At 63.2% G+C, this 26,842-nt stretch carries 29 protein-coding genes, 2 tRNA genes and 1 pseudogene; 22 read left to right on the forward strand and 10 right to left on the reverse strand.

All coding sequences use genetic code 11. The features are described from left to right. Positions 1 to 10: 10 nt before the first annotated feature. Both BLS48_RS10100 and BLS48_RS10105 read right to left on the reverse strand, forming a co-directional pair. Positions 11 to 1,198: a flavin-containing monooxygenase gene (locus BLS48_RS10100; protein WP_167365021.1), complete on the reverse strand. Its 1,188-nt coding sequence runs from the start codon at positions 1,196 to 1,198 to the stop codon at positions 11 to 13. 26 nt (positions 1,199 to 1,224) lie between these two features. Next, a complete protein-coding gene (locus BLS48_RS10105; protein WP_091577249.1) occupies positions 1,225 to 1,704 on the reverse strand; it encodes an Lrp/AsnC family transcriptional regulator in 480 nt (159 codons plus the stop codon). A 105-nt stretch (positions 1,705 to 1,809) separates the two neighbouring features. On the opposite strand from BLS48_RS10105, the gene BLS48_RS10110 reads away from it, so the two are divergent. The 10 genes from BLS48_RS10110 to BLS48_RS10155 all read left to right on the forward strand — a co-directional run bounded on the left by BLS48_RS10110 (position 1,810) and on the right by BLS48_RS10155 (position 12,165). Then, entirely contained in the window at positions 1,810 to 3,018 is a 1,209-nt protein-coding gene (locus BLS48_RS10110; protein WP_091577251.1) for a diaminopropionate ammonia-lyase, read from the forward strand. After that, the gene (locus tag BLS48_RS10115) at positions 3,015 to 4,241 is read left to right on the forward strand and encodes a Zn-dependent hydrolase (RefSeq protein ID WP_091577253.1); all 1,227 of its coding nucleotides are present in this window, start codon (positions 3,015 to 3,017) and stop codon (positions 4,239 to 4,241) included. Before BLS48_RS10110 ends, BLS48_RS10115 begins: the two co-directional genes overlap by 4 nt. Before the next feature lie 18 nt (positions 4,242 to 4,259). Next, positions 4,260 to 5,426, forward strand: a complete 1,167-nt coding sequence (locus BLS48_RS10120) for a M20 aminoacylase family protein (RefSeq protein ID WP_091577254.1) — start codon at positions 4,260 to 4,262, stop codon at positions 5,424 to 5,426. A gap of 320 nt (positions 5,427 to 5,746) precedes the next feature. Next, entirely contained in the window at positions 5,747 to 5,959 is a 213-nt protein-coding gene (locus tag BLS48_RS10125; protein ID WP_091577256.1) for a hypothetical protein, read from the forward strand. A 105-nt stretch (positions 5,960 to 6,064) separates the two neighbouring features. Then, positions 6,065 to 6,238 (forward strand): hypothetical protein, encoded by a 174-nt coding sequence (locus BLS48_RS10130; protein ID WP_091577586.1) that lies wholly within the window; start codon positions 6,065 to 6,067, stop codon positions 6,236 to 6,238. An 83-nt stretch (positions 6,239 to 6,321) separates the two neighbouring features. Further along, on the forward strand, positions 6,322 to 8,415 hold the full coding sequence (locus BLS48_RS10135; protein WP_091577257.1) for an ATP-dependent helicase: 2,094 nt from the start codon (positions 6,322 to 6,324) through the stop codon (positions 8,413 to 8,415). A gap of 17 nt (positions 8,416 to 8,432) precedes the next feature. Continuing rightward, positions 8,433 to 9,209: a 4-hydroxy-tetrahydrodipicolinate reductase gene (gene dapB / locus BLS48_RS10140; RefSeq protein ID WP_091577259.1), complete on the forward strand. Its 777-nt coding sequence runs from the start codon at positions 8,433 to 8,435 to the stop codon at positions 9,207 to 9,209. A 193-nt stretch (positions 9,210 to 9,402) separates the two neighbouring features. Then, complete coding sequence (locus BLS48_RS10145; protein WP_425284674.1) at positions 9,403 to 10,359, forward strand: ABC transporter substrate-binding protein; 957 nt, start codon at positions 9,403 to 9,405, stop codon at positions 10,357 to 10,359. 106 nt (positions 10,360 to 10,465) lie between these two features. Continuing rightward, positions 10,466 to 11,275, forward strand: a complete 810-nt coding sequence (locus BLS48_RS10150) for an ABC transporter ATP-binding protein (protein ID WP_091577263.1) — start codon at positions 10,466 to 10,468, stop codon at positions 11,273 to 11,275. Between the two features lie 11 nt (positions 11,276 to 11,286). Next, positions 11,287 to 12,165 (forward strand): ABC transporter permease, encoded by an 879-nt coding sequence (locus BLS48_RS10155; protein WP_091577265.1) that lies wholly within the window; start codon positions 11,287 to 11,289, stop codon positions 12,163 to 12,165. A 12-nt stretch (positions 12,166 to 12,177) separates the two neighbouring features. On the opposite strand, the pseudogene BLS48_RS10160 reads toward BLS48_RS10155, so the two are convergent. Then, positions 12,178 to 13,483 (reverse strand): annotated as a pseudogene (locus BLS48_RS10160) (sensor histidine kinase). Beyond that, positions 13,473 to 14,141, reverse strand: coding sequence for a response regulator (locus tag BLS48_RS10165; protein ID WP_091577266.1), 669 nt, complete (start codon positions 14,139 to 14,141; stop codon positions 13,473 to 13,475). Before BLS48_RS10165 ends, BLS48_RS10160 begins: the two are co-directional and overlap by 11 nt. Positions 14,142 to 14,733: 592 nt before the next feature. On the opposite strand from BLS48_RS10165, the gene BLS48_RS10170 reads away from it, so the two are divergent. The 3 genes from BLS48_RS10170 (at position 14,734) to BLS48_RS10180 (ending at position 15,680) form a co-directional block, all read left to right on the forward strand. Then, positions 14,734 to 14,940, forward strand: coding sequence for a DUF680 domain-containing protein (locus tag BLS48_RS10170; protein ID WP_091577268.1), 207 nt, complete (start codon positions 14,734 to 14,736; stop codon positions 14,938 to 14,940). A gap of 56 nt (positions 14,941 to 14,996) precedes the next feature. Beyond that, complete coding sequence (locus BLS48_RS10175; protein ID WP_091577269.1) at positions 14,997 to 15,224, forward strand: DUF680 domain-containing protein; 228 nt, start codon at positions 14,997 to 14,999, stop codon at positions 15,222 to 15,224. A gap of 216 nt (positions 15,225 to 15,440) precedes the next feature. Continuing rightward, a complete protein-coding gene (locus BLS48_RS10180) occupies positions 15,441 to 15,680 on the forward strand; it encodes a DUF680 domain-containing protein (RefSeq protein ID WP_091577271.1) in 240 nt (79 codons plus the stop codon). 44 nt (positions 15,681 to 15,724) lie between these two features. Here the strand turns inward: BLS48_RS10180 and BLS48_RS10185 are convergent, their stop codons facing one another. The 4 genes from BLS48_RS10185 to purM are packed head-to-tail and all read right to left on the reverse strand — an operon-like array spanning position 15,725 to position 18,387. Next, positions 15,725 to 16,234 (reverse strand): SixA phosphatase family protein, encoded by a 510-nt coding sequence (locus tag BLS48_RS10185; RefSeq protein ID WP_091577273.1) that lies wholly within the window; start codon positions 16,232 to 16,234, stop codon positions 15,725 to 15,727. Positions 16,235 to 16,243: 9 nt separating this feature from the next. After that, a complete protein-coding gene (locus tag BLS48_RS10190) occupies positions 16,244 to 16,576 on the reverse strand; it encodes a hypothetical protein (RefSeq protein ID WP_091577274.1) in 333 nt (110 codons plus the stop codon). A gap of 6 nt (positions 16,577 to 16,582) precedes the next feature. After that, the gene (gene purN, locus BLS48_RS10195; RefSeq protein ID WP_091577276.1) at positions 16,583 to 17,296 is read right to left on the reverse strand and encodes a phosphoribosylglycinamide formyltransferase; all 714 of its coding nucleotides are present in this window, start codon (positions 17,294 to 17,296) and stop codon (positions 16,583 to 16,585) included. Then, positions 17,293 to 18,387: a phosphoribosylformylglycinamidine cyclo-ligase gene (gene purM, locus BLS48_RS10200; RefSeq protein WP_091577277.1), complete on the reverse strand. Its 1,095-nt coding sequence runs from the start codon at positions 18,385 to 18,387 to the stop codon at positions 17,293 to 17,295. The genes purN and purM overlap by 4 nt, the downstream gene beginning before the upstream one ends. Before the next feature lie 170 nt (positions 18,388 to 18,557). Here purM and BLS48_RS10205 point away from each other — a divergent pair, with 170 nt between their 5' ends. From BLS48_RS10205 to hdaA, 3 genes are read left to right on the forward strand one after another with little or no spacing between them, the layout of a single operon-like run. After that, positions 18,558 to 19,115 carry a CDP-alcohol phosphatidyltransferase family protein gene (locus BLS48_RS10205; protein ID WP_091577587.1) on the forward strand — a complete coding sequence of 186 codons (558 nt, stop codon included), beginning with the start codon at positions 18,558 to 18,560 and terminating at the stop codon, positions 19,113 to 19,115. Then, positions 19,087 to 20,277, forward strand: a complete 1,191-nt coding sequence (locus tag BLS48_RS10210; protein WP_091577279.1) for an AI-2E family transporter — start codon at positions 19,087 to 19,089, stop codon at positions 20,275 to 20,277. The genes BLS48_RS10205 and BLS48_RS10210 overlap by 29 nt, the downstream gene beginning before the upstream one ends. Before the next feature lie 44 nt (positions 20,278 to 20,321). Beyond that, positions 20,322 to 21,026, forward strand: a complete 705-nt coding sequence (gene hdaA / locus BLS48_RS10215) for a DnaA regulatory inactivator HdaA (RefSeq protein ID WP_091577281.1) — start codon at positions 20,322 to 20,324, stop codon at positions 21,024 to 21,026. Positions 21,027 to 21,422: 396 nt separating this feature from the next. On the opposite strand, the gene BLS48_RS10220 is transcribed toward hdaA, so the two are convergent. Further along, a tRNA-Pro gene (locus BLS48_RS10220) sits at positions 21,423 to 21,499 on the reverse strand. Between the two features lie 124 nt (positions 21,500 to 21,623). On the opposite strand from BLS48_RS10220, the gene BLS48_RS10225 reads away from it, so the two are divergent. The 6 genes from BLS48_RS10225 to BLS48_RS10255 all read left to right on the forward strand — a co-directional run bounded on the left by BLS48_RS10225 (position 21,624) and on the right by BLS48_RS10255 (position 26,202). Next, positions 21,624 to 21,929 carry an ETC complex I subunit gene (locus BLS48_RS10225; protein WP_091577283.1) on the forward strand — a complete coding sequence of 102 codons (306 nt, stop codon included), beginning with the start codon at positions 21,624 to 21,626 and terminating at the stop codon, positions 21,927 to 21,929. A gap of 53 nt (positions 21,930 to 21,982) precedes the next feature. Then, positions 21,983 to 22,059: transfer RNA gene (locus tag BLS48_RS10230), tRNA-Arg, on the forward strand. A gap of 288 nt (positions 22,060 to 22,347) precedes the next feature. After that, positions 22,348 to 22,569 carry a hypothetical protein gene (locus tag BLS48_RS10235; protein WP_091577284.1) on the forward strand — a complete coding sequence of 74 codons (222 nt, stop codon included), beginning with the start codon at positions 22,348 to 22,350 and terminating at the stop codon, positions 22,567 to 22,569. A gap of 277 nt (positions 22,570 to 22,846) precedes the next feature. Continuing rightward, positions 22,847 to 23,635 carry a GGDEF domain-containing protein gene (locus BLS48_RS10245; RefSeq protein ID WP_091577287.1) on the forward strand — a complete coding sequence of 263 codons (789 nt, stop codon included), beginning with the start codon at positions 22,847 to 22,849 and terminating at the stop codon, positions 23,633 to 23,635. A gap of 223 nt (positions 23,636 to 23,858) precedes the next feature. Then, positions 23,859 to 24,821 carry a glycosyltransferase family 4 protein gene (locus tag BLS48_RS10250; RefSeq protein ID WP_091577289.1) on the forward strand — a complete coding sequence of 321 codons (963 nt, stop codon included), beginning with the start codon at positions 23,859 to 23,861 and terminating at the stop codon, positions 24,819 to 24,821. Between the two features lie 154 nt (positions 24,822 to 24,975). Then, entirely contained in the window at positions 24,976 to 26,202 is a 1,227-nt protein-coding gene (locus BLS48_RS10255) for an anion transporter (RefSeq protein ID WP_091577290.1), read from the forward strand. Here BLS48_RS10255 and BLS48_RS10260 read toward each other — a convergent pair. Continuing rightward, positions 26,199 to 26,786, reverse strand: coding sequence for a TetR/AcrR family transcriptional regulator (locus BLS48_RS10260; protein WP_167365022.1), 588 nt, complete (start codon positions 26,784 to 26,786; stop codon positions 26,199 to 26,201). The two genes, BLS48_RS10255 and BLS48_RS10260, sit on opposite strands and share 4 nt — an antisense overlap. Positions 26,787 to 26,842: the final 56 nt, after the last annotated feature.

Here is a 26,842-nt window from a genome sequence, read left to right on the forward strand (position 1 = left end):
CCGGGGCCAACTATACCGGCAGGATTTCGGCCGCCCGTTTTCTGTTCTGCCGGTAGCGGATGTCGTCGGCGATCGCTTGGGCTTCGATCCCGATTTCGCGCAGCAATCCGGTGACTGCATTGTGGAAGCCAACGAGGTAGAGGCCGAGATCCGAAGCTTGCGCGGTAACGCCACTGCGGTCCGGCTGGATGCCGGGCTCGAGAAATCTGGCATAGCCCGGCCGGAAACCGGTCGCGAAGATGATCGCGTCGAATTCGCTGTGTTTGCCGTTGGCAAAACGGGCGCCGCGTTCCGAGATCTCGGCGATATGGGGGGCAATCTTGATCGCGCCCTCGCGGATCTTGCCGATGGTGCCCACGTCGATCACCGGAATGCGCGATGCAATCGCAATCTGTTCCAGCAGTCCCTGTCTCGGCCGTTTAAGCCCATATTTTTCCAGCCTGCCCAGCACCAGGTCGAGGATGATGGGGAAGAGGACGTCATTGAAGCGTTGCGGCCCCAGGCGCGCCGCCATGCCGACCATCTGGATGGGAACGCCTAACAGTTCGCGCGGCACGATATGAACGCCGCCGCGCACGGAAAGCGTCGGCTTTGCGCCGTTTTCCGCCAGATCGAGCGCAATCTCCGCGCCGGTGTTGCCCATGCCGACGACCAGCACCGACTGACCGGCAAAAGGCGTGGCATTGCGATAGTCGGCGCTGTGCAGCGTCTTGCCGGTGAAGGTGTCTATGCCGGCAAATCCGGGCCGCAAGGGCTCGGCATTGTAGCCTGCTGCGATCACCACATGCCTGGACCGCAACGGCCCGGATGTCGCGTCCACACGCCAGCCGCGACCGTCCCGGGTGACGGCTTTGACTGTTTCTCCGAAGCGGGGCTTGAGGTCGAAGCGTTGCGCATAGGCATCGAGATATTCGACGAAGAGATCGCGCGGCACATAACGTGGATAGTGCTTCGGGAAGGGCACAAAGGGCAGGGACGAATAGCGCTTGGTCGTATGCAGATGGACACGCTCATAGTGGCGCCGCCACGCGGGTGCGGCCTGCCGCTCTTTTTCAAAAAGGATGAAGTCGACGCCGGCCTGTCGCAGGCATGCGGCAACGGCCAGGCCCGCCGGCCCGGCACCGATGATCGCAACGGGTGTGGTGTCGTCCAAGCGCGCCTCCCACCTCAATTCGCGTCCGGAGAATGTCAAAAGCATGGCAGGACCTGCCCTGCCGGCAAGGCTCAATCCGGCAACGGCACCGTCAGCCCTACCTTGACGCGGTCCATGGCCACGAAGGTGCGGAATTTCCGGACATTGTTGCTGTCGAAGAACAGTTTTCGCGTCAGCGCCTCATAGGCGCCCATGTCGGCCACGGTGAGGACGAGGATGAAGTCGGCTTCGCCGGTGACGTAGTAGCATTGCTGCACTTCAGGCGTTTCCGAGAATTGCCGCTTGGCGGCGTCGATCAATTCGGTGCGCTCGCTCTCCAGCTCCACCTCGACGAAGATGGTGATGGGCTGGCCGACCGCCGCCGGCTCGACCACGGCGACATTTCCGGCAATGACGCCGGTCTGTTCCATGCGCTTGATGCGGCGCTGCACAGCCGGCGCCGACAGGTTCACCGCTTCGCCAATCAGCCGCTGCGGCGTCGTGTTGTCCCGTTGCAGGATGGCAAGGATGGCGAGATCGAAGCTGTCGAGCGAGGGCGGCGATGCTGGCAAGGGAATATATCCTGACGAAACAAACTTGCATTTCGAGGGCCGTATTACAGCGCTCTTTGCGCCGGTCCTGCAATATGTTCTCGCCAGACGCCAAGGAGGCAACCAGTGTTCCTGCTCAATCACAATGCAATGCACCGCCAGCCGCTCGATCCGGTCGATGCCGAAACCCTGGGGGTCGCCGGGGCCGACACCGTCGAGCGTTTTCTGGCTCATCGCAACAATCACTTGATAACGCCGCTGCATGCCCTGCCGACGCTGGCCGCTGAACTCGGCCTCGGTGCATTGCATGTCAAGGATGAGGGCTTTCGCCTCGGACTTGGCAGCTTCAAGGCACTGGGCGGCGCCTATGCTGTCTTCCGGCTGGTATTGGAAGAGGCCAGCCGGTCGCTTGGCCGGCCCATCGATGTGGCCGATCTCGATCGTCCCGATGTTCGGGCCGTCGCCGCGACGATGACGGTGGCCTGCGCCACCGACGGCAATCACGGCCGCTCGGTCGCGCAAGGCGCGCAACTCGTCGGTGCCAGGGCGGCGATCTTCGTCCACGCCGGCGTCAGCGATGAACGCATAGCAGCGATCGCCCGCTACGGCGCCGAGATGGTCCGCGTCGACGGCAACTATGATGATTCGGTCAGGCAAGCCGCGCGCGTCGCGGCCGAGAAAGGCTGGACCGTGGTCTCCGACACCTCGTGGGCGGGTTATGAACGCATTCCCGGCCTGGTGATGCAGGGCTATACGACGATCGTGCGCGAAGCGTTGCGCCAGCTCACCGAACCGCCAACCCACGTCTTCGTGCAGGCCGGCGTTGGTGGCATAGCCGCTGCGGTGGCCGGCCATCTGGACATCCTGTTCAGCGATGCCAGGCCGACCTTCATCGTGGTCGAGCCCGCGCGTGCCGCGTGCATCGTCGCAGCCGCAATGGCGGGGCATCCGGTCAAGGTCGCGCACGACCAGCCGACGGTGATGGCGATGCTTGAATGTTACGAGGCCTCGCCGGTTGCCTGGCGCGTGCTGGCGCGTGCCGCCGACGCCTTCATGACCGTGGACGAGGCCGACGCCATCGCGGCGATGCGGCGGCTGGCCCAGCCGAGCGCCGGTGATCCGGTGATCGTCGCCGGTGAAAGCGGCGGTGTCGGTCTTGCCGGGCTGATCAGGGCAGTGGCCGACAAGAAGGTCGCACTTGGGCTCGACGGCCGATCCCGGGTGCTGGTGATCAACACCGAAGGCGCCACCGACCCGCATCGCTATGCCGAGCTGGTTGGGATGAGTCCGGCCGATGTGCTGGCCGGCGGACTGCTTGCCGGAGCGCTGTCGTGATCACGGTCGACGCGCCGCGCCTGCTTGGCCGTATCCGTGAACTCGGCGCCGTCGGCCGTGATGATGAAAACAGACTAACCAGGCTGGCCGCCTCAGACACCGACAAGCAGGGTCGCGACCTGTTCGTCGGCTGGCTGCGGCGGGCCGGGCTCGATGTCGCCATCGACAGGGTCGGCAACATCTTCGGCATCTGGCAGAGCCCGGAAAATGCCGGGCAGGCGCCGCTGCTGATCGGATCGCACATCGACACCGTCATAGATGCCGGCATCTATGACGGCTGCTACGGCGTGCTTGCCGGGCTGGAGGTGATCGAGACGCTGAAGGCATCCGGCTTTTCGCCGTCGCGCCCGATCGCGGTCGCCGCTTTCACCAACGAAGAGGGCGTGCGCTATACCCCCGACATGATGGGCTCGCTGGTCCATGCCGGCGGCATCGACGTCGGTACCGTGCTGGCGGCTGTCGGCACCGATGGCAGCGTGCTCGGGCAGGAGCTTGCCCGCATCGGCTATGCCGGTGACGAAGAGCCCGGCTTTCTCAAGCCGCACGCCTATCTCGAATTGCATATCGAGCAGGGGCCGGTGCTGGAGCGTGAGGGCATGCCGATCGGCGCCGTGGAAAATCTGCAAGGCATTTCCTGGCAGCGTGTCACCATCGACGGCGTCGCCAACCATGCCGGCACCACGCCGATGTCGATGCGCAGCGACGCCGGCCATGCCGCGGCCCGGGTCATCACCTTCCTGCGCGACCGGGCCAAGGGCTCGAAGGCCCCGACCGTGGCCACCGTGGGCTCGATCCGTTTCGAGCCGAATGCCATCAACGTCATTCCCTCGCGCGCCGTCTTCACTGTCGATCTGCGCGATCCCGACGAACAGCACCTGCGGGCGGAGGAGGCGGCGCTGGCCAGTTATCTCGAGCAGCTTGCTGCCGCCGAGAATGTGACCGTTTCGGTCGAACGGCTGGCCCGCTTCGAGCCGGTGCTGTTCGACCTCCGCATCGTCGAACGGATCGAGGCCGCCGCGAAAAACCGCGGTCTTGGCGCCAAGCGCATGACATCCGGTGCCGGCCATGATGCGCAGATGATGGCGCGGATCGCGCCGGCAGCGATGATCTTCGTCCCGAGCGCCGGCGGCATCAGCCACAATCCGCGCGAGCATACCGAAGATGCCGAGCTTGTCGCCGGTGCCAACATCCTGCTTGATGTCGTCACCCAACTTGCAAGCTAGGTCAGGAGGGGGAGAATAATGTCTGAGTTCGATCATGATGCGCTGAAGCAAGAAATGATTCTCTGGCGGCGTGACCTGCACGCGCATCCCGAATTCGGCTTCGAGGAAAGGCGTACCGCAGCCTTCGTCGCGGCAAAGCTGCGTGAATTCGGCCTCGATGACGTCGCCGAGGGGGTCGGCGGTACCGGTGTCGTTGGCACGCTGAAGCGCGGCACCGGCAACCGGGCGATTGCGCTCAGGGCCGACATGGATGCGCTGCGCATTACCGAGCAGTCGGCGGCCGCCTACCGCTCGCAGAACCCCGGCATCATGCATGCCTGCGGCCATGACGGCCACACCACCATGTTGCTCGGTGCGGCAAAACTCTTGGCCAGCGAAGGCGGCTTCGACGGCACGGTGCGTTTCATCTTCCAGCCGGCCGAGGAATGGGGCAGGGGCGCGCTGGCCATGCTCGACGATGGCCTGATGCAGCGCTTTCCCTTCGACGAGATCTTTGGCCTGCACAACATGCCCGGCCTGCCCGTCGGGCATTTCGAGACGCGCACCGGCCCCATCATGTCGGCCGAGGACAATTTCGAGATCGTGCTGAAGGGGCTTGGCGGCCATGCGGCGCGGCCGCATGGGGGGCATGAAACGCTGGTTGCCGCATGCGCACTGGTCACCAATCTGCAAACCATCGTCTCGCGTCGGCTGAGCCCGGCCGACATATCCGTGGTTTCGGTGACCGAGCTGATCACCGACGGCACCCGCAACGCGCTACCCGGTCTTGCCCGCATCCTTGGCGACGCGCGCAGCTTCCGCCCCGAGGTCAGCGCCGAGATCGAGCGGCAGATGCGCATCATCGCCGAGGGCACCGCCGCCGCATACAATGTCGTCGCCGAGGTCAATTACAGCCGCGAATTCGTGCCGCTGCGCAACGATGCCGAACTGGTGGAGCAGGCCTTTGCTGCAGCAAAAAGCGTCTTCGAGCCCGGCAACATCGCCGTCGCCCGCGAGCCGATGACGGGTTCGGAGGATTTCGCCCGCTTCCTCGACCGTGTGCCTGGCTGCTTCGTCTTCCTTGGCAATGGCGAAGCCTCCGCGCCGCTGCACAATTCCAGCTACGATTTCAACGATGACGGGCTGTTGTTCGGCACGAACTTCCACGTCGCGGTGGCCAGGCAAAGACTCGAAACCGGTAGATGATCGCGGTTTGATCGCCAGGCCGCGCTCGCCATTGCCCCAACCTGATTCAAAAACGGTCAACCAGCCGATCGTGGCGGTGGGCAATCACAACCGCCATGACGTGGGCGCGAGACTCAGCTATCCTCCGCTGTGCGGCGGACCTGATATCCGCTTGGCCGGCGCCTTCACCTCCCAAGCGGCGCCGGCCTTCTTCCCGAAGGGGCCTCCTTGCTGACGCTAAATTAGCGAAAGTTAAATTTAGAGTTTTTGGGCTTGCGGGAAATTAGGATTTCTCTGGCATGACTCGGGCATGCCTTCTGGGGGTTCTGGCGGGAAGACCGATGCGTGGGCGTGGATGGATCAAGGCGTTGCGCCAGGACGAGGCCCGGCAGGTGCGTGCGCGCATTGCCGAACTGGAGCGCGACCTGATGGCGGCCACACCTCAGGGACGTCATCGGCGGTTTGAAGCCGGACACGAACTTCGCAATGCAAAGTTCCGCCTGGAGCGTCTCGAGGAATGCATCGCCCAGATACCGGAACGGGCTGAGCATTAGCAGCGGTCATTACGGCTCTCGATCATCATCACGCAGCCTGGATACTCGGCGAGGGAACCAAATGCGTCCCCTCGGGTTGGTCCTGTTCCAATGGAGTATGCAATCATGTTCCGTCTGCTTATCGCCGGCGCTTTGGCCTATGTCACGTACCGCATCACCCGGCAGATGATCGACGACGTGCCTGATACAATCGACCCGCTGCTGCTTCCGCCATCGCAATATGATCGTGAAGCTTTGCGCCGGCAGTCGGCGGAGATGGGAGTCGATCCCCAACGCTAAGGGCGATCTGCCAGCCCTGAGTCTGCGCGAGTGCCTCCGCGCATCGACGTTGCGAACAAAGCAGAAACGATGCTTGATGGGCGATGAACCTCGCCACACCTGATTCGTCCTTTCGGGAGCCGACCGTTCAGCCGGCCTATCTTGCCCGGCTGAACGATGCCCAGCGCCAGGCCGTCGAGCACGGCGACGGCAAGATCGGTGGACCGCTGCTGGTCATCGCCGGGGCCGGTTCGGGCAAGACCAACACGCTGGCGCACCGCGTCGCCCATCTCATCGTCAGGGGTGCCGACCCGCGCCGCATCCTGCTGATGACCTTTTCGCGCCGTGCCGCGTCCGAAATGGCCAGGCGCGTCGAGCGTATCGCCGGTGAGGTGCTCGGCCGCGACGCTGCGGTGATCACGGATGCGCTGACCTGGGCCGGCACCTTTCACGGCATCGGTGCGAGGCTGCTGCGCGACTATGCGCTGGAAATCGGCCTCGACCCGGCCTTCACCATCCATGACCGCGAGGATTCCGCCGACCTGATGAACCTGGTGCGGCACGAGCTGGGATTTTCGAAGACGGAAGCGCGCTTTCCGACCAAGGGCACCTGCCTTGCCATCTATTCGCGCGCCGTCAATGCGCAGGCGCCGCTTGGAGAGGTATTGGGGTCCGCCTTCCCCTGGTGCGCTGGCTGGGCGGAGCAGCTGAAGCAGCTGTTCGCCGGTTATGTCGAGGCCAAACAGGCGCAGAACGTGCTCGATTACGACGACCTGCTGCTCTATTGGGCGCAGATGGCGGCCGAGCCTGAAATAGCGGCGCATCTGGGCGGGCGTTTCGACCATGTGCTGGTCGATGAATACCAGGACACCAACCGGCTGCAGGCGTCGATCCTCATGGCGCTGAAACCCGACGGCGCCGGGCTGACGGTGGTCGGCGACGATGCGCAGTCGATCTATTCGTTCCGTGCCGCCGAGGTGCGCAACATCCTCGATTTCCCAAAACAGTTCGCGCGGGCCGCCGATGTGGTGATGCTGGAACGCAATTATCGCTCGACCGAAACCATCCTGGCCGCCGCCAATGCGGTGATCGGCGAGGCTTCGGAGCGCTTCACGAAGAACCTGTGGTCGGAGCGCAAATCATCTGACAAGCCAAGACTGGTGACCGTGCGGGACGAGGTCGAGCAGGCCAACTTCGTCTGCGACGCCATCCTGGCCGAGCGCGAGGCCGGCACGGCGCTGAAATCGCAGGCGGTGCTGTTTCGCGCCTCGCACCACAGCGGCCCGCTGGAGATCGAACTGACGCGGCGCAACATTCCCTTCGTCAAGTTCGGCGGCCTGAAGTTCCTCGATGCCGCTCATGTCAAGGATGTGCTGGCGGTGCTGCGTTTTGCCGAAAACCCACGCGACCGGGTCGCCGGATTCCGTGTGCTGCAGTTGATGCCGGGCATCGGCCCTTCGGCTGCCGCGCAGATCGTCGAGACGATGGCGTCGGCGCTGGACGAGGCGATGGGCCTTGCCGGCTGGCGCCCGCCGCAACGCGCGGCGGACGACTGGCCGGGTTTTGTCGCGCTTTATTCGGGTCTGCGAGCCGGCGCCAAATGGCCGGCCGACCTCGAACAGGTCAGGCTGTGGTACGAGCTGCATCTGGAACGCATCCACGAGGACGCGACGACCAGGCGCGCGGACCTTTTGCAGCTCGAGCAGATCGGTTCGGGTTATGCCTCGCGCGAACGGTTTCTGACCGAACTGACGCTAGACCCGCCGGACGCCACCAGCGATCAGGCCGGCCCGCCGCATCGTGATGAGGACTATCTGATCCTGTCGACCATCCACTCGGCCAAGGGCCAGGAATGGAAGAATGTCTTCGTGCTCAACACGGTCGACGGCTGTATTCCGGCCGATCTCGGCGTCGGCACCAAGGAAGATATCGAGGAGGAGCGCCGCCTGCTCTACGTGGCGATGACAAGGGCCAAGGACAATCTCAGCCTGGTCATGCCGCAGCGCTTCTTTCCGCACGGCCAGGCGGCACGGGGCGACCGCCACCTCTATGCCTCGCGCACCCGCTTCATCCCGGCTTCGATCCTCGCTGCGTTCCAGCAGATGTCGTGGCCGAGCGCGCAAGCGGCGCAGGGCAGGGCGCCGCGGCCAGAGGTGCGCGTCGACATTGGCGCGCGCATGCGCGGCATGTGGAAATAGTAGCAAGGGATAGCGCCATGTCCCAATCGCCGATCAGGATCGCCATCGCGGGGGCGCTTGGCCGCATGGGCCGCCAGATGGTGGATGCCGTCCAGGCCGATCCGCGGCTGGCGCTCGTCGCCCGTTTCCACCGACCGGGCATCGTTGGCGAAGGGCTGGTGAGCCGCGACGAGGCGCTTGCCAAGGCCGACGTGGTGATCGATTTCACCACGCCGGCGGCATCGGCTGATCTGGTCAGGTTTTGCGCTGGCCATGGCGGGCCAGCACTGGTCACGGGCTCGACCGGCTTCGATGCTGCTGAATTGGCCACCATCGCCGATGCCGCGAAAACCATCGCCATCGTGCGCTCCGGCAGCTTTTCGGTCGGGCTCAACATGCTGGTTGGACTGGTCGAGCAGGCGGCGACGGCCCTCGACCGCGACGACTGGGATGTCGAGATTGTCGAGGCCCATCATCGCCACAAGATCGATGCGCCGTCGGGGACGGCGCTGATGCTGGGGCAAGCCGCGGCCGGCGGTCGCGGTATCGAACTGGACACCGTCGCAAGGCGCGCCCGCGACGGCCCCACCGGCGCGCGGCCGGCAGGCGAAATCGGCTTCGCGGTGATACGCGGCGGCAGCATCGTCGGCGAGCACGGCGTCAGCTTCTGTGCCGAGGGCGAGACCGTGACCCTGTCGCATTCAGCCGGCGATCGCATCATGTTCGCCCGCGGCGCCATCGCGGCGGCGCTTTGGGTGGCGGGGCGCTCGCCCGGCGAATATGACATGCGCGACGTGCTTGGATTGAACGCCTAGGTTTGCGGTGACTTTCCCGGTTGCCTTGAAAGGTGGCTGAAAGGTTGGTGACTTAAGTGTTGACGGGCGCCCCCATATTGTCGCGGAAAGCGATGGGAGAGAGAGGGGCGCGGGAAACGAACAAAGGGAGAAGGCCATGTCGCTCGCGCGAATTCTGCTCGATTCAGCCGCCACAACCGCACTCGTCGCCACCATGGCCTTGTCCGCGCCGTCCGCACGCGCCGACGAAAAGATCTCCATCATGGTGGGTGGCTACGAAAAGCAGATCTACCTGCCCGCCAAGCTGGCGGAAGCGCTCGGCTACTTCAAGGACGAAGGTCTCGATGTCGAGCTGCTGAACGAGCCGGCCGGCGTCGATGCGGAGAATGAGATGCTTGCCGGGGCCGTGCAAGGGGTGGTCGGTTTCTATGACCACAGCATCGACCTGCAGGCGAAAGGTAAATTCGTCGAATCCGTCGTCCAGTTCAGCCAGGCGCCTGGTGAAGTCGAGCTTGTTTCGACCAAGCATCCCGAGATCAAGTCGCCCGCCGACTTCAAGGGCATGAGCCTTGGCGTCACCGGCCTTGGCTCCTCGACAAACTTCCTGACGGAATATCTCGCCGTCAAGAACGGGCTGAAGCTCGGCGAATTCACCTCGGTTCCGGTCGGCGCCGGCAATACCTTCATCGCTGCCATGCAGCAGGACAAGATCCAGGCCGGCATGACGACCGAACCGACGATCACTCGGTTGCTGAAGACCGGCGAAGCGTCCGTTCTTATCGACATGCGCACGATTGAAGGCACCAAGGCCGCGCTCGGCGGCACCTACCCGGCTGCCTCCCTTTACATGCAGACGGACTGGGTCGACGCGCACAAGGAGACGGTGCAGAAACTGGCGAATGCCTTCGTCAAGACACTGAAGTTCATCAACACCCATAGCGGCGCGGAAATCGCCGACAAGATGCCAAAGGACTACTATGTCGGCGACAAGGAAGGTTATGTGAAGGCGCTGGACGCCGGCAAGGCGATGTTCACCGCCGATGGGGTCATGCCCGAAGGCGGCCCGGAAACGGTGCTGACAGTGCTCTCGGCCTTCAAGAAGGACCTGCAAGGCAAGCAGATCGACCTTTCCAAGACCTACACCACGGAATTCGTCAAAAACGCCAAGTAGCCGACCCGTGCCGGCGCGATGAAGGCATCGCGTCGGCAATCGTCAGTCCTTGACGTCCGGCGGCTCTGGCCGACGGCGGGCGTTCGCTCGAACCCGGAGCTTCACCATGGCCCATGAAAAGACCACACCAGCGATTGAGCTGATCAATGTCAGCCGCCGCTTCCTTTCCCCCACTGGCAAATCGCTGACGGCGCTGCGCGACTTCACCATGACGGTCGAGCGCGGCGAATTCGTCGCCGTCGTCGGTCCGACCGGTTGCGGAAAGTCGACCACCCTCAACCTGATCACCGGGTTGGCCAGCCCAAGTGCCGGCGAGGTTCGCGTCATGGGTGGCCCGGTAAAGGGAATAGACCCGCGCATCGGCTTCGTATTCCAGACCGACGCCCTGTTCCCCTGGCGTACCGTGATCGAGAACGTCATGGCCGGGCCGCTGTTCCGCGGCAAGCCCAGGCCGCAAGCCCAGGCCTCGGCACGCGACTGGCTTGCGCGCGTCGGCCTGTCTCGGTTCGAGCAGCACTATCCACACCAGCTTTCTGGCGGCATGCGCAAGCGCGTGGCGCTCGCCCAGACCTTCATCAACGGCCCCGAGATCCTGCTCATGGACGAACCGTTTTCCTCGCTCGACGTGCAGACACGCGTTCTCATGCATGAGGAGCTTTTGCGCCTCTGGTCCGAGGCCAGGGCATCCGTGGTCTTCGTCACCCACGATCTCGAAGAGGCGATTGCGCTGGCCGACAAGGTCTATGTGCTGACCGCCGGGCCGGCCACCGTAAAGTCGGTCTACACGATCGACCTGCCGCGCCCGCGCGTGGTCGCCGATATCCGCTACGAGCAGAGCTTCATCGATTACTCGCGCACGATCTGGGCCGACCTCAAGGAAGAGGTCGAGACCAGCTACGCGCGCGCCGCTGCCTGAGGAGGAACGCCATGACCGACGCTACCATGGACATCAGTTCAAGAGCTTTCAGGCCGGGCACCTCCGATGCGGAAATCGAAGCGGCCGCCGCGAAGGCGGCAAGGCATCGCCGGCGCACCGTGATGTTCTGGCGTGTCGCCATCCTCGTCGCCTTCCTGGTTCTGTGGGAATTCGCCGCCCGTCTCGCCTGGATCGATCCGTTCTTCTACGCAATGCCAAGCGCGATCGCGTTGCGGCTCTATGAGTGGACCACGGAAGGAACGTCCGAGGGACCGCTCTGGTATCATCTCTATGTTACCATGGAGGAGTCGGTCATCGGCTTCGTGACCGGCTCGGTTGCCGGTATCATCATCGGCGTCGCGCTCGGCCGCAACCGGATGGCTGCCGACATTTTCTCGATCTACATCAAGGTGATCAATTCCATCCCGCGCGTGGTTCTGGCACCGATCTTTATCATGATCCTCGGCCTTGGCCTCGCTTCGAAAGTGGCGCTTGCCTTCGTGATGGTTTTCTTCGTTGTCTTCCACAACGCCTTTCAGGGCGTGCGGGAAGCCGACAGGGCAATGATCGCCAATGCCCGCATCCTGGGCGCGTCCAACTGGCAATTGACCCGCTCGGTGATCGTCCCTTCGGCGATGAGCTGGATCTTCGCCAGCCTGCATGTCAGCTTCGGCTTTGCCATCATCGGCGCGATCGTCGGCGAGTTCGTCGGCTCGCGCTACGGCATCGGTCTGCTGATCAACATCGCCAAGGGATCCTTTGACGCCGCCGGCATGTACGCGGCGATCGTCATCGTCATGGTGGTGGCGCTCGGTGCCGAGTATCTGATGACGATGGTCGAGGATCGCCTGGCAAAATGGCGTCCCCAGCCACTGCATGAGACGCAGTGAGCGGCGACAGACCTAGCTGCCCGCCAGCGGCAGCCTTACCTCAACCACCAGACCGCCGGCCGCGCCATCCCCGAGGGTGACGCGGCCGCCGGCATTTTCGACGACCTCGCGTACGATGGCGAGTCCAAGCCCGCTGCCTTCCTCGGTCGAACCTGCGATGCGGTAAAAGCGCTCGAAAACATGGTCTCGCTCGTCCACCGGAATGCCGGGCCCGTCGTCAGCGACCGTCAGCACGGCTTCACCGTCAACGACCGCCAGCTTGACTGTGACGGTGCCGCCGGCCGCCGAATAGCGCAGCGCGTTGTCGACGAGGTTGACGATCATTTCGCGCAGCATCGTGCCGTCACCGATGACCGGCACGGGGCCGGCCTCCTCGAGGCCGAGATCGATATTGCGGCCGATCGCTGTCGGCGCGTGGCCGCCTGCTGCCTGGCTCCGCCCGGGAAAGGGTCAGCAGTTGTTCGGCCAACCGTGCCAGCCGGCCGGAACTGGCCTGTAGCGCCACCAGGGCTTCCTGGCGCGCGTCAGCCGCATTTTCGCGCAGCGCGTAGCTTGCCTGTGTCGATAGCAACGCCAGCGGTGTGCGCAACTGGTGCGCCGCATTGGCGATGAAGCGGCGCTGGGCCGCCATCTGTGCCCGCACGCGCTCCATATAGGCGTTCAGTGCATCGATCAGCGGGCGGATCTCGCTTTGAGCACCCGGCACTTCTACCGGATCGAGCTCGCTGCGGTTTGGCGAACGCACTGCGTCGCGCAACCGGATCAGTGGCGCGAGGCCGCGATGCAGCCCCAGCAGAACGAACAAGCCGGCAATCGCCACCAGCGCCAGCTGCTGGGTAAAGGCGCTGAGCCAGAGCCGTCTCACCATCGCGTCATGGCCGGCGAGCGTAACGCCCACAGTGACTGTTATGGGGGAATCGGCACCGGCACCGATCACGGCATGGCTGAGGGTCAGAAGCCGCAACGGGTGGTCGCGATAGCTGGCCCCGACGCTGGCGTGCTCGGGCGCTTCGGGCAGATCCGGATAGCCCGTCAGCAGCCGCCCTCCGGCAGCCTTGACATGGTAGTAGACGCTGTCGCGATCGCCGGTATCGAACATCTCGATCGCCGCCGGCGGTATCGTGGCGTCGAGCACGCCGTCGGTCACCGCGGCACGCTCGGCAATGGCGCGTGCCGAACCCATGAGCATGCGATCGGTGACGAGATCCGCGGTTGTCAGCGCGTTGCGGTGGCTGGTCCACAGATTGATGGTGGCGAGCCCGACGAGCGGCAATACCACCCAGGCCAGAAGCTGCAAGCGGAGGCTGTTAATCCTCATGGCGCAGGAGATAGCCGAGGCCGCGCAGCGTGACGATGCGGACCCGCGAGCCTTCCAGTTTCTTGCGCACACGGTGCACATAGATCTCGATGGCGCTGGGGTCGGCGTCGGTCTCGAAATCGTAGATTGCCGCCGACAATGCCGCCTTGCTCACCGTGCGCCCGGCCTTGACCATCAACTGTTCCAGTACGGCATGCTCGCGCGGCGTCAGCGCCAGCGTTTCGCCCGCGAGCGAAAACAGCCGCGTGTTGGTGTCGAAGACGAGATCGCCACATGAAACGACAGGCGCGGTGCGGTCGTTGGCGCGTCGTAGCTGGGCTCGGATGCGCGCCTCGAGCTCCTCGATCTGGAAGGGTTTCGCCAGATAGTCATCGGCCCCCTCGTTGAGGCCCTTGACCCGGCCGTCGAGGCTGGCATTCGCGGTCAGCACGATGACCGGCACACGGTTGCCGCGCGCCCGCAGCATGCGCAGCACCTCCAGACCGCCCATGCGCGGCAGCGCAAGGTCGAGGATGACAAGCGCATGGTCGCCGGCGGCCAGCGCGTGCTCGACATCCTCGCCGTCATGGACGATGTCGACGACATAGTTCGCCTGGCGCAAGGTCTTGCCCAACCAATCCGCCAGTTCGCGATTGTCCTCGACAAGCAGCAGCCGCATTTTCTATCGCTGTCCTGGGATGCAAGTCACCCGGAAATCTGTCCGTTCCTTCGACCGGCATAGCCAGGTCGCGTCCGCTTGATGATCGAGCACAATCGATAATATCGATCTAGCCACAAGGCAAATGCGGGCATCGTCGTTTCCGACACCGTGAATCGCCGTCTCCAGACGCGACGGGTTCGGGGTTCAAAAATGAGCCGGTTTATCGTCCCCGGCGGATTTGGGGCTCGCGCAATTCATGCCGTTCGATGCCCTGAAAAAAGCGCCGGTACCGGTCCGTCGCCGTAAATCGAACCGATCGGTTCGTTTTCTGTTGACGGTCCGTCCAGTATGTGGTGAACGCCGGCCCAGTGAATTGTTATGCCACCCAATGGGTGATTTTCGGTAACCATCTGTTTTTGAACAAGAAAATTATAACCGCATGAGCCCTTGCCCAAATTTCAAGGGCCGGATTCGAGCCGCGAGGGAACATCTTCGTGATTGGAAGTTGTCGTCCGACAAACCCACTTCGGGGTGGTCCGAGCGACGCGAAATTCCTCCCAAGGGCACGCCACTAGACGGACAGGACAAAAGAATACTGGAGTACTTAAAAATGACCAAGATCGCTCTTACCGCCGCTGCCATCCTCGTTGCCACGGGCACTGCCTTTGCCGGCAGTGACAACTACGGCTCGGCCAACGCCAACCAGCCCGCCGCCACCATCGATCACTCGTTCACGGCCTCGATCCAGAAGTCGAACTCGACCGTCGAGAAGCCGGTGACGCAGAGCAGCGACCGCAACCTGTTCGGCAACCGCTGATCGCCTTTCCCGAACCAGTCGCAATCAACCAAATATTCAGATCAGGAGTAAGTAAAATGACCAAAATCGCACTCACCGCGGCCGCCATCCTCGTTGCCACGGGCACCGCTTTCGCCGGCAGCGACAACTACGGCTCCAACAATGTCAACCAGCCGGTTGCCAACCAGTCGGTTTCCAACATCGATACCTCGCACACCGGCTCGATTCCGAAGTCCGTAAGGGCACAGGGCGACGCCAATGCCAGCGTGCCGGCCCAGTCTGGCCAGGGCATCTGGGGTCGTTGATTTCTGAAGTCTTCGACCACAAAGAGCGGTGGGCTCGGCCCGCCGCTCTTGTTTTTTGCGCTTGACGCCGATGCGCCGTCGCCATCCGACCCCCAAGTTCGCCAATCTACAGAGCATCTCCACGCCCGGGAATAAAACCGGCCTGTCCGGGGTCTTGTCCGTAGCGGAACCGTCCTCCCAAGACGCCGCCCCACGGAAGAACCAGGAGACTTGAATATGAACAGGACCACCCTCATCGCCGCCGCCATCCTCGTTGCCACGGGCAGCGCTTTCGCCGGCAGCGACCACTATGGCTCCAACAACGCCAACCAGTCGGTTGCCTCGGCTGCCGGCGTCGATCATGCCGTCACGGGCTCGGTCAAGACCATGGGTCTGGTTGAGCACAGGGCTGCGGATGCCAAGATGAAGACCACAACCGATTGGCCCGAACCTGGTCAGGGCATCTGGGGCAACTGATGTCTCGAGCGGATGTGGCGGGCTTGGCCTGCCGCATCTGGATGCTAGCCCAGATCCTTCGGCCGCAGACAATGCGTCAGCCGGGCGGAGGACAATCCGGACCAGTCACCCTCGAAAACGAAGCGCGCAAGGGCTCCCGTCGGGAATTTTTCGTCGAGCCTCTTGCGGGCCTTGGTCTCCGACATTGGTCCCGCAAGCTGTTTCGCCAGATCTTCCAGGCCCGGATTGTGGCCGAGCACCAGCAAGCTGCCGCTCGACGGGGCGGCTTGACGAATCTGGTTCAGAATATCCGCTGCTGAAGCACCATAAAGCGCCCTGGCGAATACGACTTCGGGCAGCGCGGGCAATTCCACCGCCACCAGCCGCCAGCTCTCACGGGTTCGCAGCGCCGACGACACCAGCGCCAGGTCCGGCAACCAGTCGCGCGTCGCAAGCTCGTGCCCCATCAATTGGGCTGCCTTCAATCCGCGTTTGTCCAGGGGGCGGTCGAAATCATCGAGGTCGGGATCTTCCCAACTCGATTTGGCGTGGCGCAGAAGGAGTAATTGCTTCATCAGCTTTCTTCAGTCCCAGGGGATATCAGCCTGAAAGTCCCCGCCGTAGCCGCCATCATGCTTTTTACCCGTTTCGATATCGAATGCAGCCGCCAGCTTGCCGAAGACGAATAGGCCGACGCGCCGTTCACTCTTGTCCCATTTGACCGCGATATCCGCTTTGGTGATCAGCCAGGCTCCGGATCGAATGTGAAGCACGTCGATGATCGAATCCGGCTCTTTGCTGTCGGCGCGATATAGGTAGAAATACGCAGTGGCGTTTTGCGGGTCTCCCGCTCCATCATACTCGAAGACCCCTGCGATATCGCCTTTTGCGCGGATCGCGCTGCTGAAAACGTCCATGCCTTTTCAGGGCGTGATGCGCGCCAGCTGTTCGAGATCGATCTCCTCGCGCAGCGGGGTCGGCGTGATGATCATCGCCGTTGCGTTGTCGGCGTCGTCGGCGAAGCGGGCAAAGACGGTGCGTCCGCGTTCCATCCGCGCCCTGCCTTCGGCGACCAGCCCCAGCGCCAGCGGATAGAGCCGGTGCTCGGCTTTCAGCACGCGGGCAGCCAGTGCATCGGCATTGTCGCCGACCATCACCGGCACCGCCGCCTGCGCAATGATCGGGCCGTCATCCATCTCCGACGTGACGAAATGCACCGTGCAGCCATGAATTCGCATGCCGGCGGCAAGCGCGCGCGCATGGGTGTCGAGACCCTTGAATGCCGGCAGCAGGGCAGGGTGGATATTGATCATCCGGCCCTGCCATTTCTCGACGAAGCCTGTGGTGAGGATGCGCATATAGCCGGCCAGCGCCACGATTTCGGCATTGAACGCCGAAAGTGCTGCGTCGATCGCCGCATCGTGCGCCTGCTTGCTTGCATGGTCGGCGCGGGAAATGACCTGCGTGGCGATGCCGCGCGCCTTGGCGATGCCGAGGCCGGCGGCGTCCGCTCTGTCGGAAATGACGCCGACGATCTCGGCCGGGAAAGCCGGGTCGCTGGCCGCTGCTATCAGCGCGGTCATGTTGGAGCCGCGCCCGGAGATCAGAACAACGGTGCGTTTCCTCTGCGCGCTCATAGGCCGATCGAGCCCCGATAGATGACACCGGCGTCGCGGCGCGGCACGATGCGGCCGATCGGCGTCACGGTCTCGCCGGCTTCCTGCAGCACGGCGGCGACCTGCGCCGCCTGGCCGGAAGCCACCGCCAAAATCATGCCGATGCCGCAATTGAAGGTGCGCATCATTTCTTCCGGCGCCACGCCGCCGGTCTTTGCCAGCCACGAGAACACCGCAGGGACGTCGATCGCCTCGAGGTCGAGTTCCGCCGAAAAGTCCTTGGGCAGCACGCGCGGAATGTTTTCCGGGAATCCGCCGCCGGTGATGTGGGCCAGCGCCTTGATGCCATGCGTGTTGCGGATAGCCTTGAGGATCGACTTGACGTAGATGCGGGTCGGTTCGAGCAGCGCCTCGGCAAGCGTCGCCTCGTCGTTGAACGGTGCCAGGTCGCTCCAGGCGAGACCGCTGACGGCGACGATCCGGCGCACCAGCGAAAATCCATTCGAATGCAGGCCCGAGGAGGCCAACCCCAACAGCACGTCGCCTTCGACGATATCGTCGGTCGGCAGCAACTGGCCGCGTTCGGCCGCGCCCACGGCAAAGCCGGCAAGGTCGTAGTCGTTGCCGTGATACATGCCCGGCATTTCCGCCGTTTCGCCGCCGATCAGCGCGCAACCGGCCTGGCGGCAGCCCTCGGCGATGCCGCCGACGATCGCCGCGCCCTGCTCGGGATCGAGCTTGCCGGTGGCGAAATAGTCGAGGAAGAATAGCGGTTCCGCGCCCTGGACGACGATGTCGTTGACGCACATGGCGACGAGATCGATACCGATCGTGTCATGTTTTCCCGCATCGATGGCGATCTTCAGCTTGGTGCCGACGCCGTCATTGGCCGCAACCAGCACCGGATCGGTAAAGCCCGCCGCCTTGAGGTCGAACAGGCCGCCGAAACCACCGATCTCGCCATCGGCGCCTGGCCGGCGCGTCGCGCGCACCAGCGGCTTGATCTTCTCGACCATCAGATTGCCAGCGTCGATATCGACGCCAGCCTCGGCATAGGTGAGCCCGTTCTTGCGCTTGCCTGTTTTTTGCTGGCTCGTGTCGCGCTTGCTCATCGCAATTTTCCTGCTCGTTTGCGGGCTCTTCGCATGAACGGTTTCAGTCCGCAAGGATAACGGCGGCCGAGGTGCGTTTCGATGTGACAAAACCGTGGACAGGAGTCTGTCCCTTGCACCCGCCCTGCGTCTCCATCATGTATCAGCAAGCAAACCCGATAGGCACACATTTGACCATCCCCAACCTGATTACCGTTCTGCGCCTTTTTCTGGTGCCAGCGGTGGTGCTGGCGATGCTGCAGGCGCGCTGGGAGTGGGCCTTTGCCGGCTTCCTCATCGCCGGCATCTCCGATGGCGTCGATGGCTTCATCGCCCGTCGTTTCAACCAGCAGTCCAGGCTCGGCGCCTATCTCGATCCGATGGCCGACAAGCTGCTGCTGGTCTCGGTGTTCGTCGTCATGGGCTTCATCGGGCAATTGCCGCTCTGGCTGGTGGTCATCATGGTGTCGCGCGACGCATTGATCGTCTGCGCGGTTGTGTTGTCCACCGTCATGGCCCATCCGGTTGAGATGAAGCCGCTTTTTGTGTCGAAGGCCAACACCGCCGTCCAGATCGTGCTGGCGGCGGTTGTGCTGGGCGAACTTGCCCTTGTCGTTCACCTCCACCCGCTGAGGCCAACCCTCATATTGCTGTCCGGGGTCTTGACCGTGGCTTCGGCCGCGGCCTATCTCGTGGCTTGGCTGAGGCATATGAGCGGCTATGGCGAAGGCTCCACTCCGGACATCTGAGACAGAAGCAGCAGCGATAGAGGCTGAGGCTGCCGACCTTGCCGCATCCGCTGCCTTCCGTCGCCAGATCTTCTTCTGGCTGGCCGGCGCCGCCACCCTGGCACTTTTCCTCTATATATTCAGCGCCATCCTGTTGCCCTTCGTCGCCGGCATGGTGCTTGCCTATTTCCTTGATCCCGTCGCCGACCGGCTGCAGCGGCTCGGCCTGTCCCGCTTCATGGCGACGGTGGTCATCCTCATCACTTTTCTCATCGTGCTGGTGCTGGCCTTCGTCATCCTCATTCCGGTTCTGGCCACGCAGATGGCGGATTTCGTCGGCAAATTGCCGGAGTACCTGACCCGGCTGCAGACCCTGATCACGTCGTTTGATCCGAAATGGCTGGAACAGAAATTCGGCGTCAACGCCAATGGCCTGCGCGACGGGCTGAACTCGCTGCTGACCTCCGGCTTCGGCCTGCTCACCACGGTCTTCACCTCGATTTGGAGTTCCGGCGTGGCGCTGGTCTCTGTGGTCAGCCTGTTCGTGGTGACACCGGTTGTCGCCTTCTACATGCTGCTCGACTGGGATCGCATGGTGGCGGTCATCGACAGCTGGGTGCCGCGCGACAATGTCGTGATGGTGCGCGCCATCGCCAAGGACATCAACAGCGCAACGGCGGGCTTCGTGCGCGGCCAGGGCACGCTGTGCCTGGTGCTGGGCGCCATGTATGCCACCGGCCTGACGCTGACCGGGCTGAATTTCGCCATCCTCATTGGCCTGTTCGCCGGGCTGATCTCCTTCATTCCCTATGTCGGCTCGCTGACCGGACTAGTGCTGGCCATCGGCGTTGCCTTCGTTCAGTTCTGGCCGGACTGGACCATGATCGTCGCCGTCGCAGTGGTCTTCGTCATCGGCCAGTTCATCGAAGGCAATATCCTGCAGCCGCGGCTGGTCGGCAAAAGCGTTGGCCTGCACCCGGTATGGCTCATGTTTTCGTTGTTTGCCTTCGGCGCGCTGTTCGGTTTCGTCGGCTTGTTGATCGCGGTACCGGCTTCCGCTGCGGTTGCCGTGCTGGTGCGGTTTGCCATAGCCCGCTATCTCGAATCTCCCCTCTACAAGGGACACGGCGAAGCATCTGTGCCGCAGCTCCCGGCCGGTCGTCGCAAGGCCATCAAGCCATGATCCGGCTGGTGACCAGATGCCTCGCCGGCCCCGGCTGAGCCCGCATGAGCGACCAGAAAACCGACCCGCCCCGCCAGTTGCCGCTCGATCTCGGCCACGGCACCGGCTATTCGCGCGAAGACCTCGTCGTCTCCGGCACCAACGGCCAGGCGGTGGCGCTGGTCGACCGCTGGCCAGACTGGCCCTCGCCGGTGGTGGTGCTGGCCGGTCCGGCCGGCTCCGGCAAGACGCATCTGGCCTCGATCTGGCGTGTGCGCGCCAACGCGGTGGCGGTCGACGCCAGGCGCATTGGCGACGGCATCGCCAATCTCGGCACTCGACCGGCGCTGATCGACGATGTCGATGCCGGGATGGTCGATGAACAAGGCCTGTTCCATCTGATCAATGCCGTGCGCAGTGCGGGCTCGACGCTGCTGTTGACGGCGCGGCGTTTTCCCTCGGCCTGGGGTGTTTCGCTGCCCGACCTGGCCTCGCGGCTCAAGGCGGCGGCGACAGTCGAGATTCATGAACCCGACGATCTCCTGCTCGCCGGCGTCATCACCAAGCTGTTCGCCGACCGTCAGATCGAGGTCGAACCGCATGTCGTGCAGTATCTGGTGCGGCGCATCGAACGCTCGCTGGCGACAGCCATGCGCGTGGTCGAGCGGCTCGACCGCACCGCGCTCGAGCGCAAGACGCCAATCACCAGGGCGCTCGCCGCCGAGACCGTCAGCGCCATGGATGAGGGGCAGGGCGAGTTCGAAATCTAGAAGGCCTTGATATCTTGATATCAGGTGATGCCGGCCTGCAAACGGTGGTTTCCCGCCTCTGTCCCATTTCGGGAAACAGCAGCTGGCATCAGTCTTGCTGGTATAGCCTCGCCGGCTGACCCCGGTCCTGATTGCGTTTCAAATCAGGTTGTAGGCTCGCCGGGAGTGAGGCGGTTGGGGTTCTCGCCCGGCGAGCTTGCCTTCAAATGCATGCAGCGATCGCCGGCCCCACTGGCATTTTGGACGCCAGCATCTCATCGCCGTTGAGGTGGCGAAGGAACATGCCTGCCACCTACTCCCCATGTGCTCGATATCAGCAACGATTTCTCGAAGATTGACATCAAAAGCGCCCTCTGGCGCTGCGCCAGTGGCTATCGGACATTGCATTTCGGGGGATGGTCGGAGTGGAGAGATTCGAACTCCCGACCCTCTGGTCCCAAACCAGATGCGCTACCAGGCTGCGCTACACTCCGAACGATCTGTTGCCTATTCATTTCAGTGTTGCATGGCAAGTGCAAAAACCTTGCCGCCGTGCGCATTGCGCAGTAATGACGGGCAAAGGGTGGCGATGCTGCCTTGCACAGCAATGAGGTGGCCATGTCCGCGCGCATTTTCAGCCCAGCCAAAACCGCGATGCAGTCCGGCAAGGCCAAGACCGGCCACTGGGTGCTGGAATTCGACCCCGAGACGCGCAAGAAGATCGACCCTCTGATGGGCTACACCACGTCGGGAGACATGAGAAGTCAGATCAGGCTCGCTTTCGACACCAGGGAAGAGGCCGTGGCTTACGCCGAAAAGGAAGGGCTTGCCTACCGCGTCGAGGAGCCGAAAGAGGCCAAGCGCCGGCAGATTTCCTACGCGGAGAATTTCCGCTATGACCGCAGGACGCCCTGGACGCATTGAACGGCGGCCAGCGCCCCGCGCCAAGTATCCAGCCGGCCCAGCGGCCGGCCAGCGGTCCCGTAGCTCAGCTGGATAGAGCACCGGCCTTCTAAGCCGATGGTCACAGGTTCGAATCCTGTCGGGATCGCCAATAATTTCAATAATTTAGTCGTGTTGGGAGCGGAATTCCAACCCGGCCGTGCCGAAACTCCAGCTCTCAACTCTTTCGCTCTCACGGATGCGCTTGCGCCGACGCGGCGTATGATGAGCGTCAGGGCGGCGGGCCACGCCGCTGACTGGCACATGCCCTCGTATTATTTCGTGACACCGCCTGTTCGGAACCTTCCCGCGTAAGACGCGTTTCGGCGCCTGTATTCGCAAAGCCTCATACAAAAGGCGGATAGGTGGGAGGCAAACGCGGGTGGGGAGGAGTGTTGCCATGTCGAAACGAGAAATAGGAATGTCCCCGGCCCTGGATCAGCGCGTCGCCGACCTCAAGGCCAGGATTCATGATGCCCGGATTACAGCATACGAAATGAAGACCTTTCAGAAAGTGGCTTCCATCATGGGGCGCGGAGAAGGCTCGCTATCTCTTGATGCCGACGACCTGATCGCAGCATCTTTTGTCGTCGACGCGCTAGGTGAACCAACGCTCAACTGACGGCGGGCGCTCCGGCGTCGAGCTCTGCCTGTCCTTGCTCAGCCAACAGCTTGGTCCGAGCCTTCAAACCGGAAATCCGGGCGGTCGCCTTTTCGGCGGCCGTCCTTTGGCGTGGGGATGCTTCGAAGGGCGCGGGAATGATCTTGCCGCAAAGCCGGTGACCTTCGGGGACGCCTGTCATCCGCGCCGTGACTGCTGAAATCGAATTGGAAGCAAAGTCTTATCACTTTGTTTGCGTTGGCACGTCATAGTAGAGGCGGCTAACGGAGTGAACGGGATGAAGCTTGATCTGTCGTCGACGAGTTGGGGCAGGGTGATCGCTGTCACTGCCGCCGGTACGGCATTCTTCATTGCCGTGGCGTTTTTCGTCGATTCCTTCAACTTCCCCTATCTCTCGCCCGAGGCCGTGTGGCGCGCGCAGATGACCGACCTGCTGCTTCCCCTGGGACTGGGCGGGTCGTTTCTGTTTTTCCTCATGTGGAAGATCCGCCAGTTGGCCATAGCGCAGCGCGACCTCAGCGTCATTGCCGCGACGGACAGCCTGACGGCGGTGTTGAACCGTGGCGCCTTTTCGATGTTGGTAGAGGCCTATCTCGAGCAGACCCGCAAGCAGGAGCAGACCCACTCAGGCGCGCTGTTGATCATCGACGCCGATCATTTCAAGTCGATCAACGACCGCCTTGGCCATGATTGCGGCGACCAGGCGCTCAAGCTGATAGCGCAGGCGATCAAAGGACAGCTGCGCGGCGGCGATATCGTCGGCCGTATCGGCGGCGAGGAATTCGGCGTGTTTCTTCCCGGAGTGGATCCCTCGCAATCCTGGGTGGTTGCCGAAAGCATCCGCCGACGCATTCGTGAGATGGACTTTTCTCCCGGCGGGCGTCCATGCCCACTGTCCGTCAGCATCGGCGGCACAAGCTTCAGTGGGCCGACCACCTACGAAGCGATCTTCTCGGCAGCTGACAGACGGCTCTACGCGGCCAAGTCCAATGGACGGGATCAGGTCAGTTTCGATCCGGTCAACCCCTTGCAGCCGCCACCGCCGAGCGCCGCTACCGTGCATTGACCCACGCTCTCCCAGAGGGCGGAAGCTGACGCGGACAGCTTCCTTGACGGTCCCTTATCGGTGTGCTTCCTCCGGGGAGATGATGTATGGGGCATCGCTAGAGACGTTCCTGCTTTCCTGAGCTGCTTGAGTGCCCGGGCCGCCGGTACAGCCACGGCCTCTTTGGATGCCGGCGGACGAATGGCGAGACGGGCCCGGGTAAGGCCAGGTAAGCACAGCGATCATGATCCATCTGTTCAACGGCTTTCAGAACCCCTTTGGCGGCAGTGAACTCGAAGCCCTGGAATTGTATCGGCTGTTGAGCGCCGATTCGCAGGTGCGTCTGTGGACAACCTCCTCCAGGGTGTCCGATGAGCTGACGCGACATTTTCCGATTCGCCGCATTTCGCCGCCAACGCGGAATGTGCCGGACGGCGGCACCTATGTGTTCCTCGGCGCGCATTGGCGCAACAAGGTGTGGCCTTACCTGATCCCGCGGCCGCGCCGGCTGATCTACGTCTTCAACACCTTTCACCCGAAAGTCATCGCGTTGACGACGCGCATGCCACGCATGCTGGGCTGGCCCGACGCCGAACTGGTGCTGATTTCCGACTTTCAACGGCGCATGCTGCGGGTCGACGGCGTCGTGCATCCGTCGCCGATCGATATCGACCGCTTTACACCGCGGCTGACCCGCCCGATTGGTCCGTTCACGGTGGGGCGGTTGAGCCGCGATACGCCAGACAAGCATCATGCCGACGACGTGGCGCTCTACGAGGCATTGCTGGCGGATGGCGTTGCGGTGCGAATTCAGGGCGGGATGCCTCTCAAGGACAGGCTTTCGCCGCATCCGCAACTCGAACTCCTGGCGCAGGGCCAATCCGCGGCCGAACAGTTCCTTCCGACGCTCGACGTGTTCTACTATCGCACCGGCTCGCATGTGGAGACATTCGGCCGCGTGGTGTTCGAGGCAATGGCCTGCGGTTTGCCCGTGGTCTGCCATTCGCATGGCGGCTACGCCGATCATATCAGGCATGGCGAAAATGGTTTCCTGTTCGAAACGACCCAGGAGGCGGCGCTGATCCTGGCCGAACTCAAAGCCGATCCGGCGTTGCGCGCAACAGTGGGCCACAAGGCACGGCAGACCGTCGAGCAGCTGTTTTCGTCGCAGGCGCTGCGGCAGCGACTGGATTTCTATCTGCGTTAGCGGCTCCTCGCCGTCCTCCCTCTCCTGGCCGCGCGACATTGTATCCGGCCCGTTTGGCATCGATCTCGACATCGCGCTAAAGGTGGGCAAGCAGGTGTGAATCGCCGGGCGGATGGCATCGGCGCGCCAACAGATTGAGTGGGACTTTCTACCGATGACACCAATGGGCGCCGCGGCACTGCTGATCCTTGTCCTGACCTATGCCGGTGTCGCAATTGGCCGCATACCTGGCCTGCGCCTGGACAGGGCGGGGATCGCGCTGCTCGGTGGGGCCGCGATGATCGCTATCGGCGCGCTCAGCATGGAGGATGCCTACCGCTCGATCAATTTCGACACCATTACGCTGTTGCTCGGCATGATGATCGTGGTGGCGCACCTGAAGGTCTCCGGCGCCTTTCGCGGCCTTGGCGCCATCGCCATCGAGCACGCGCATGCGCCCTTCATGTTGCTGGTGATGGTGACGTTGCTGACCGGCGTGCTGTCGGCTTTTCTGGTCAATGACGCCATCTGCCTTGTCATGGCGCCGATCGTCGTCCACGTCACCCGCGTCATCAAGCGCAACCCTATCCCCTACTTGATCGCCACCGCCACCGCATCCAATTGCGGTAGCGTCGCCACCATCACCGGCAATCCGCAGAACATGGTCATTGGCGCGCTGTCGGGCATTTCGTATCCGGCCTTTTCGGCGGCACTCGCTCCGGTCGCGCTATTTGGGCTCGTCGCAGTCATTGTCATCGTGCGCATCGTCTACCGCGCCGAATTCGCCCGCACTGCCCAACTGGCACCTGAGGTCTCGCGCGGCCGCATGCACCGGGGGCAGGTGCTGAAGGCGGTGGTTGTCTGCGTCGGGCTGGCCATCGCCTTCTTCGCCGGCGTGCCTGTCGCCAAGGCGGCGCTGATCGGCGGCGCCATTCTCCTGCTCACCCGTGCCATCAAGCCGGAACGCATCTACCGCGAGATCGACGGGCCATTGCTGTTCATGTTCGCCGGTCTGTTCGTGGTTGTCGCCGGCGCCGAAAAGACACTGCTGACCCCTGACCTCATCGCCTCCGCCAAGGGGCTTGGGCTGGACGATGTCTGGCGGCTGTCCGGCTTCACCGCGGTGCTCTCAAACATCATGAGCAATGTGCCAGCCGTGCTGGCGCTGCGGCCGTTCATACCCGGCCTCGAAAACCCCGAACGTGCCTGGCTGGTGGTGGCGATGAGCTCGACGCTGGCCGGCAATTTCACGCTGCTCGGCTCGGTCGCCAACCTGATCGTCGCCGAGCAGGCCAAGACCGCCGGCACAGAGCTGTCCTTCGGCGCCTTTTTCAAGGTCGGCTTGCCGCTGACACTGATAACGCTCGTCGCCGGCACGGCATGGCTGGCGTTCGCTTTCTAAGCCTTGCCACTTGAAATTCGCGCCCGGACCAGGGTCGCCGCGGCTCGCCCGGCGGCTTCGATGTAGTCGGGATTGCGGTGGATCAGCATGATCGAAAAACAGCCATCGATCAGCAGCACGATCTCGCGCGCCACGGCTTGCGGCTCCTCGACCCCGTGATTGGACAATGCGCCAGCGAGCCATGTTTCGAAATTTGACTTGTGTCGCGACCCGACCTTGATCGCCGGGTGCCCAGGCATCGAGGCGAGTTCCGCGGCGGTGCGCAAGAAGCCGCATCCTTTCCATTTCGGATGGCGCGCGGCCCGTGCCAGATTGGTGAAGATCGCCTCGACCTTGCGATCCGCGCCGCCTTCGGCGGCATCGAACCAGCCAGCCATCCGCTTCAGATTGGGTTGGTCGCGGCCATCGAGATAGGCGGCGACGAGGTCGTCCTTGCTCTTGAAGTGGTAATAAAGCGTCCGCTTGGTGAGCCCCGCTTCCTCGGCAACGGCATCGACGCTGACACGGCCGATTCCTTCGGCGTAAAACAGCCTGGTCGCGGCATCGACAATGCGTTTGCGAGTAGGGCTCTGTGCTTCGGGCATGAGCCTAAGTATACCGACTAGTGAGTATACACAAGCAGCAAAGCACGTAACCTTCC

It is taken from the genome of Mesorhizobium qingshengii, from assembly GCF_900103325.1.
In the GTDB taxonomy this organism is placed as follows: domain Bacteria; phylum Pseudomonadota; class Alphaproteobacteria; order Rhizobiales; family Rhizobiaceae; genus Mesorhizobium; species Mesorhizobium qingshengii.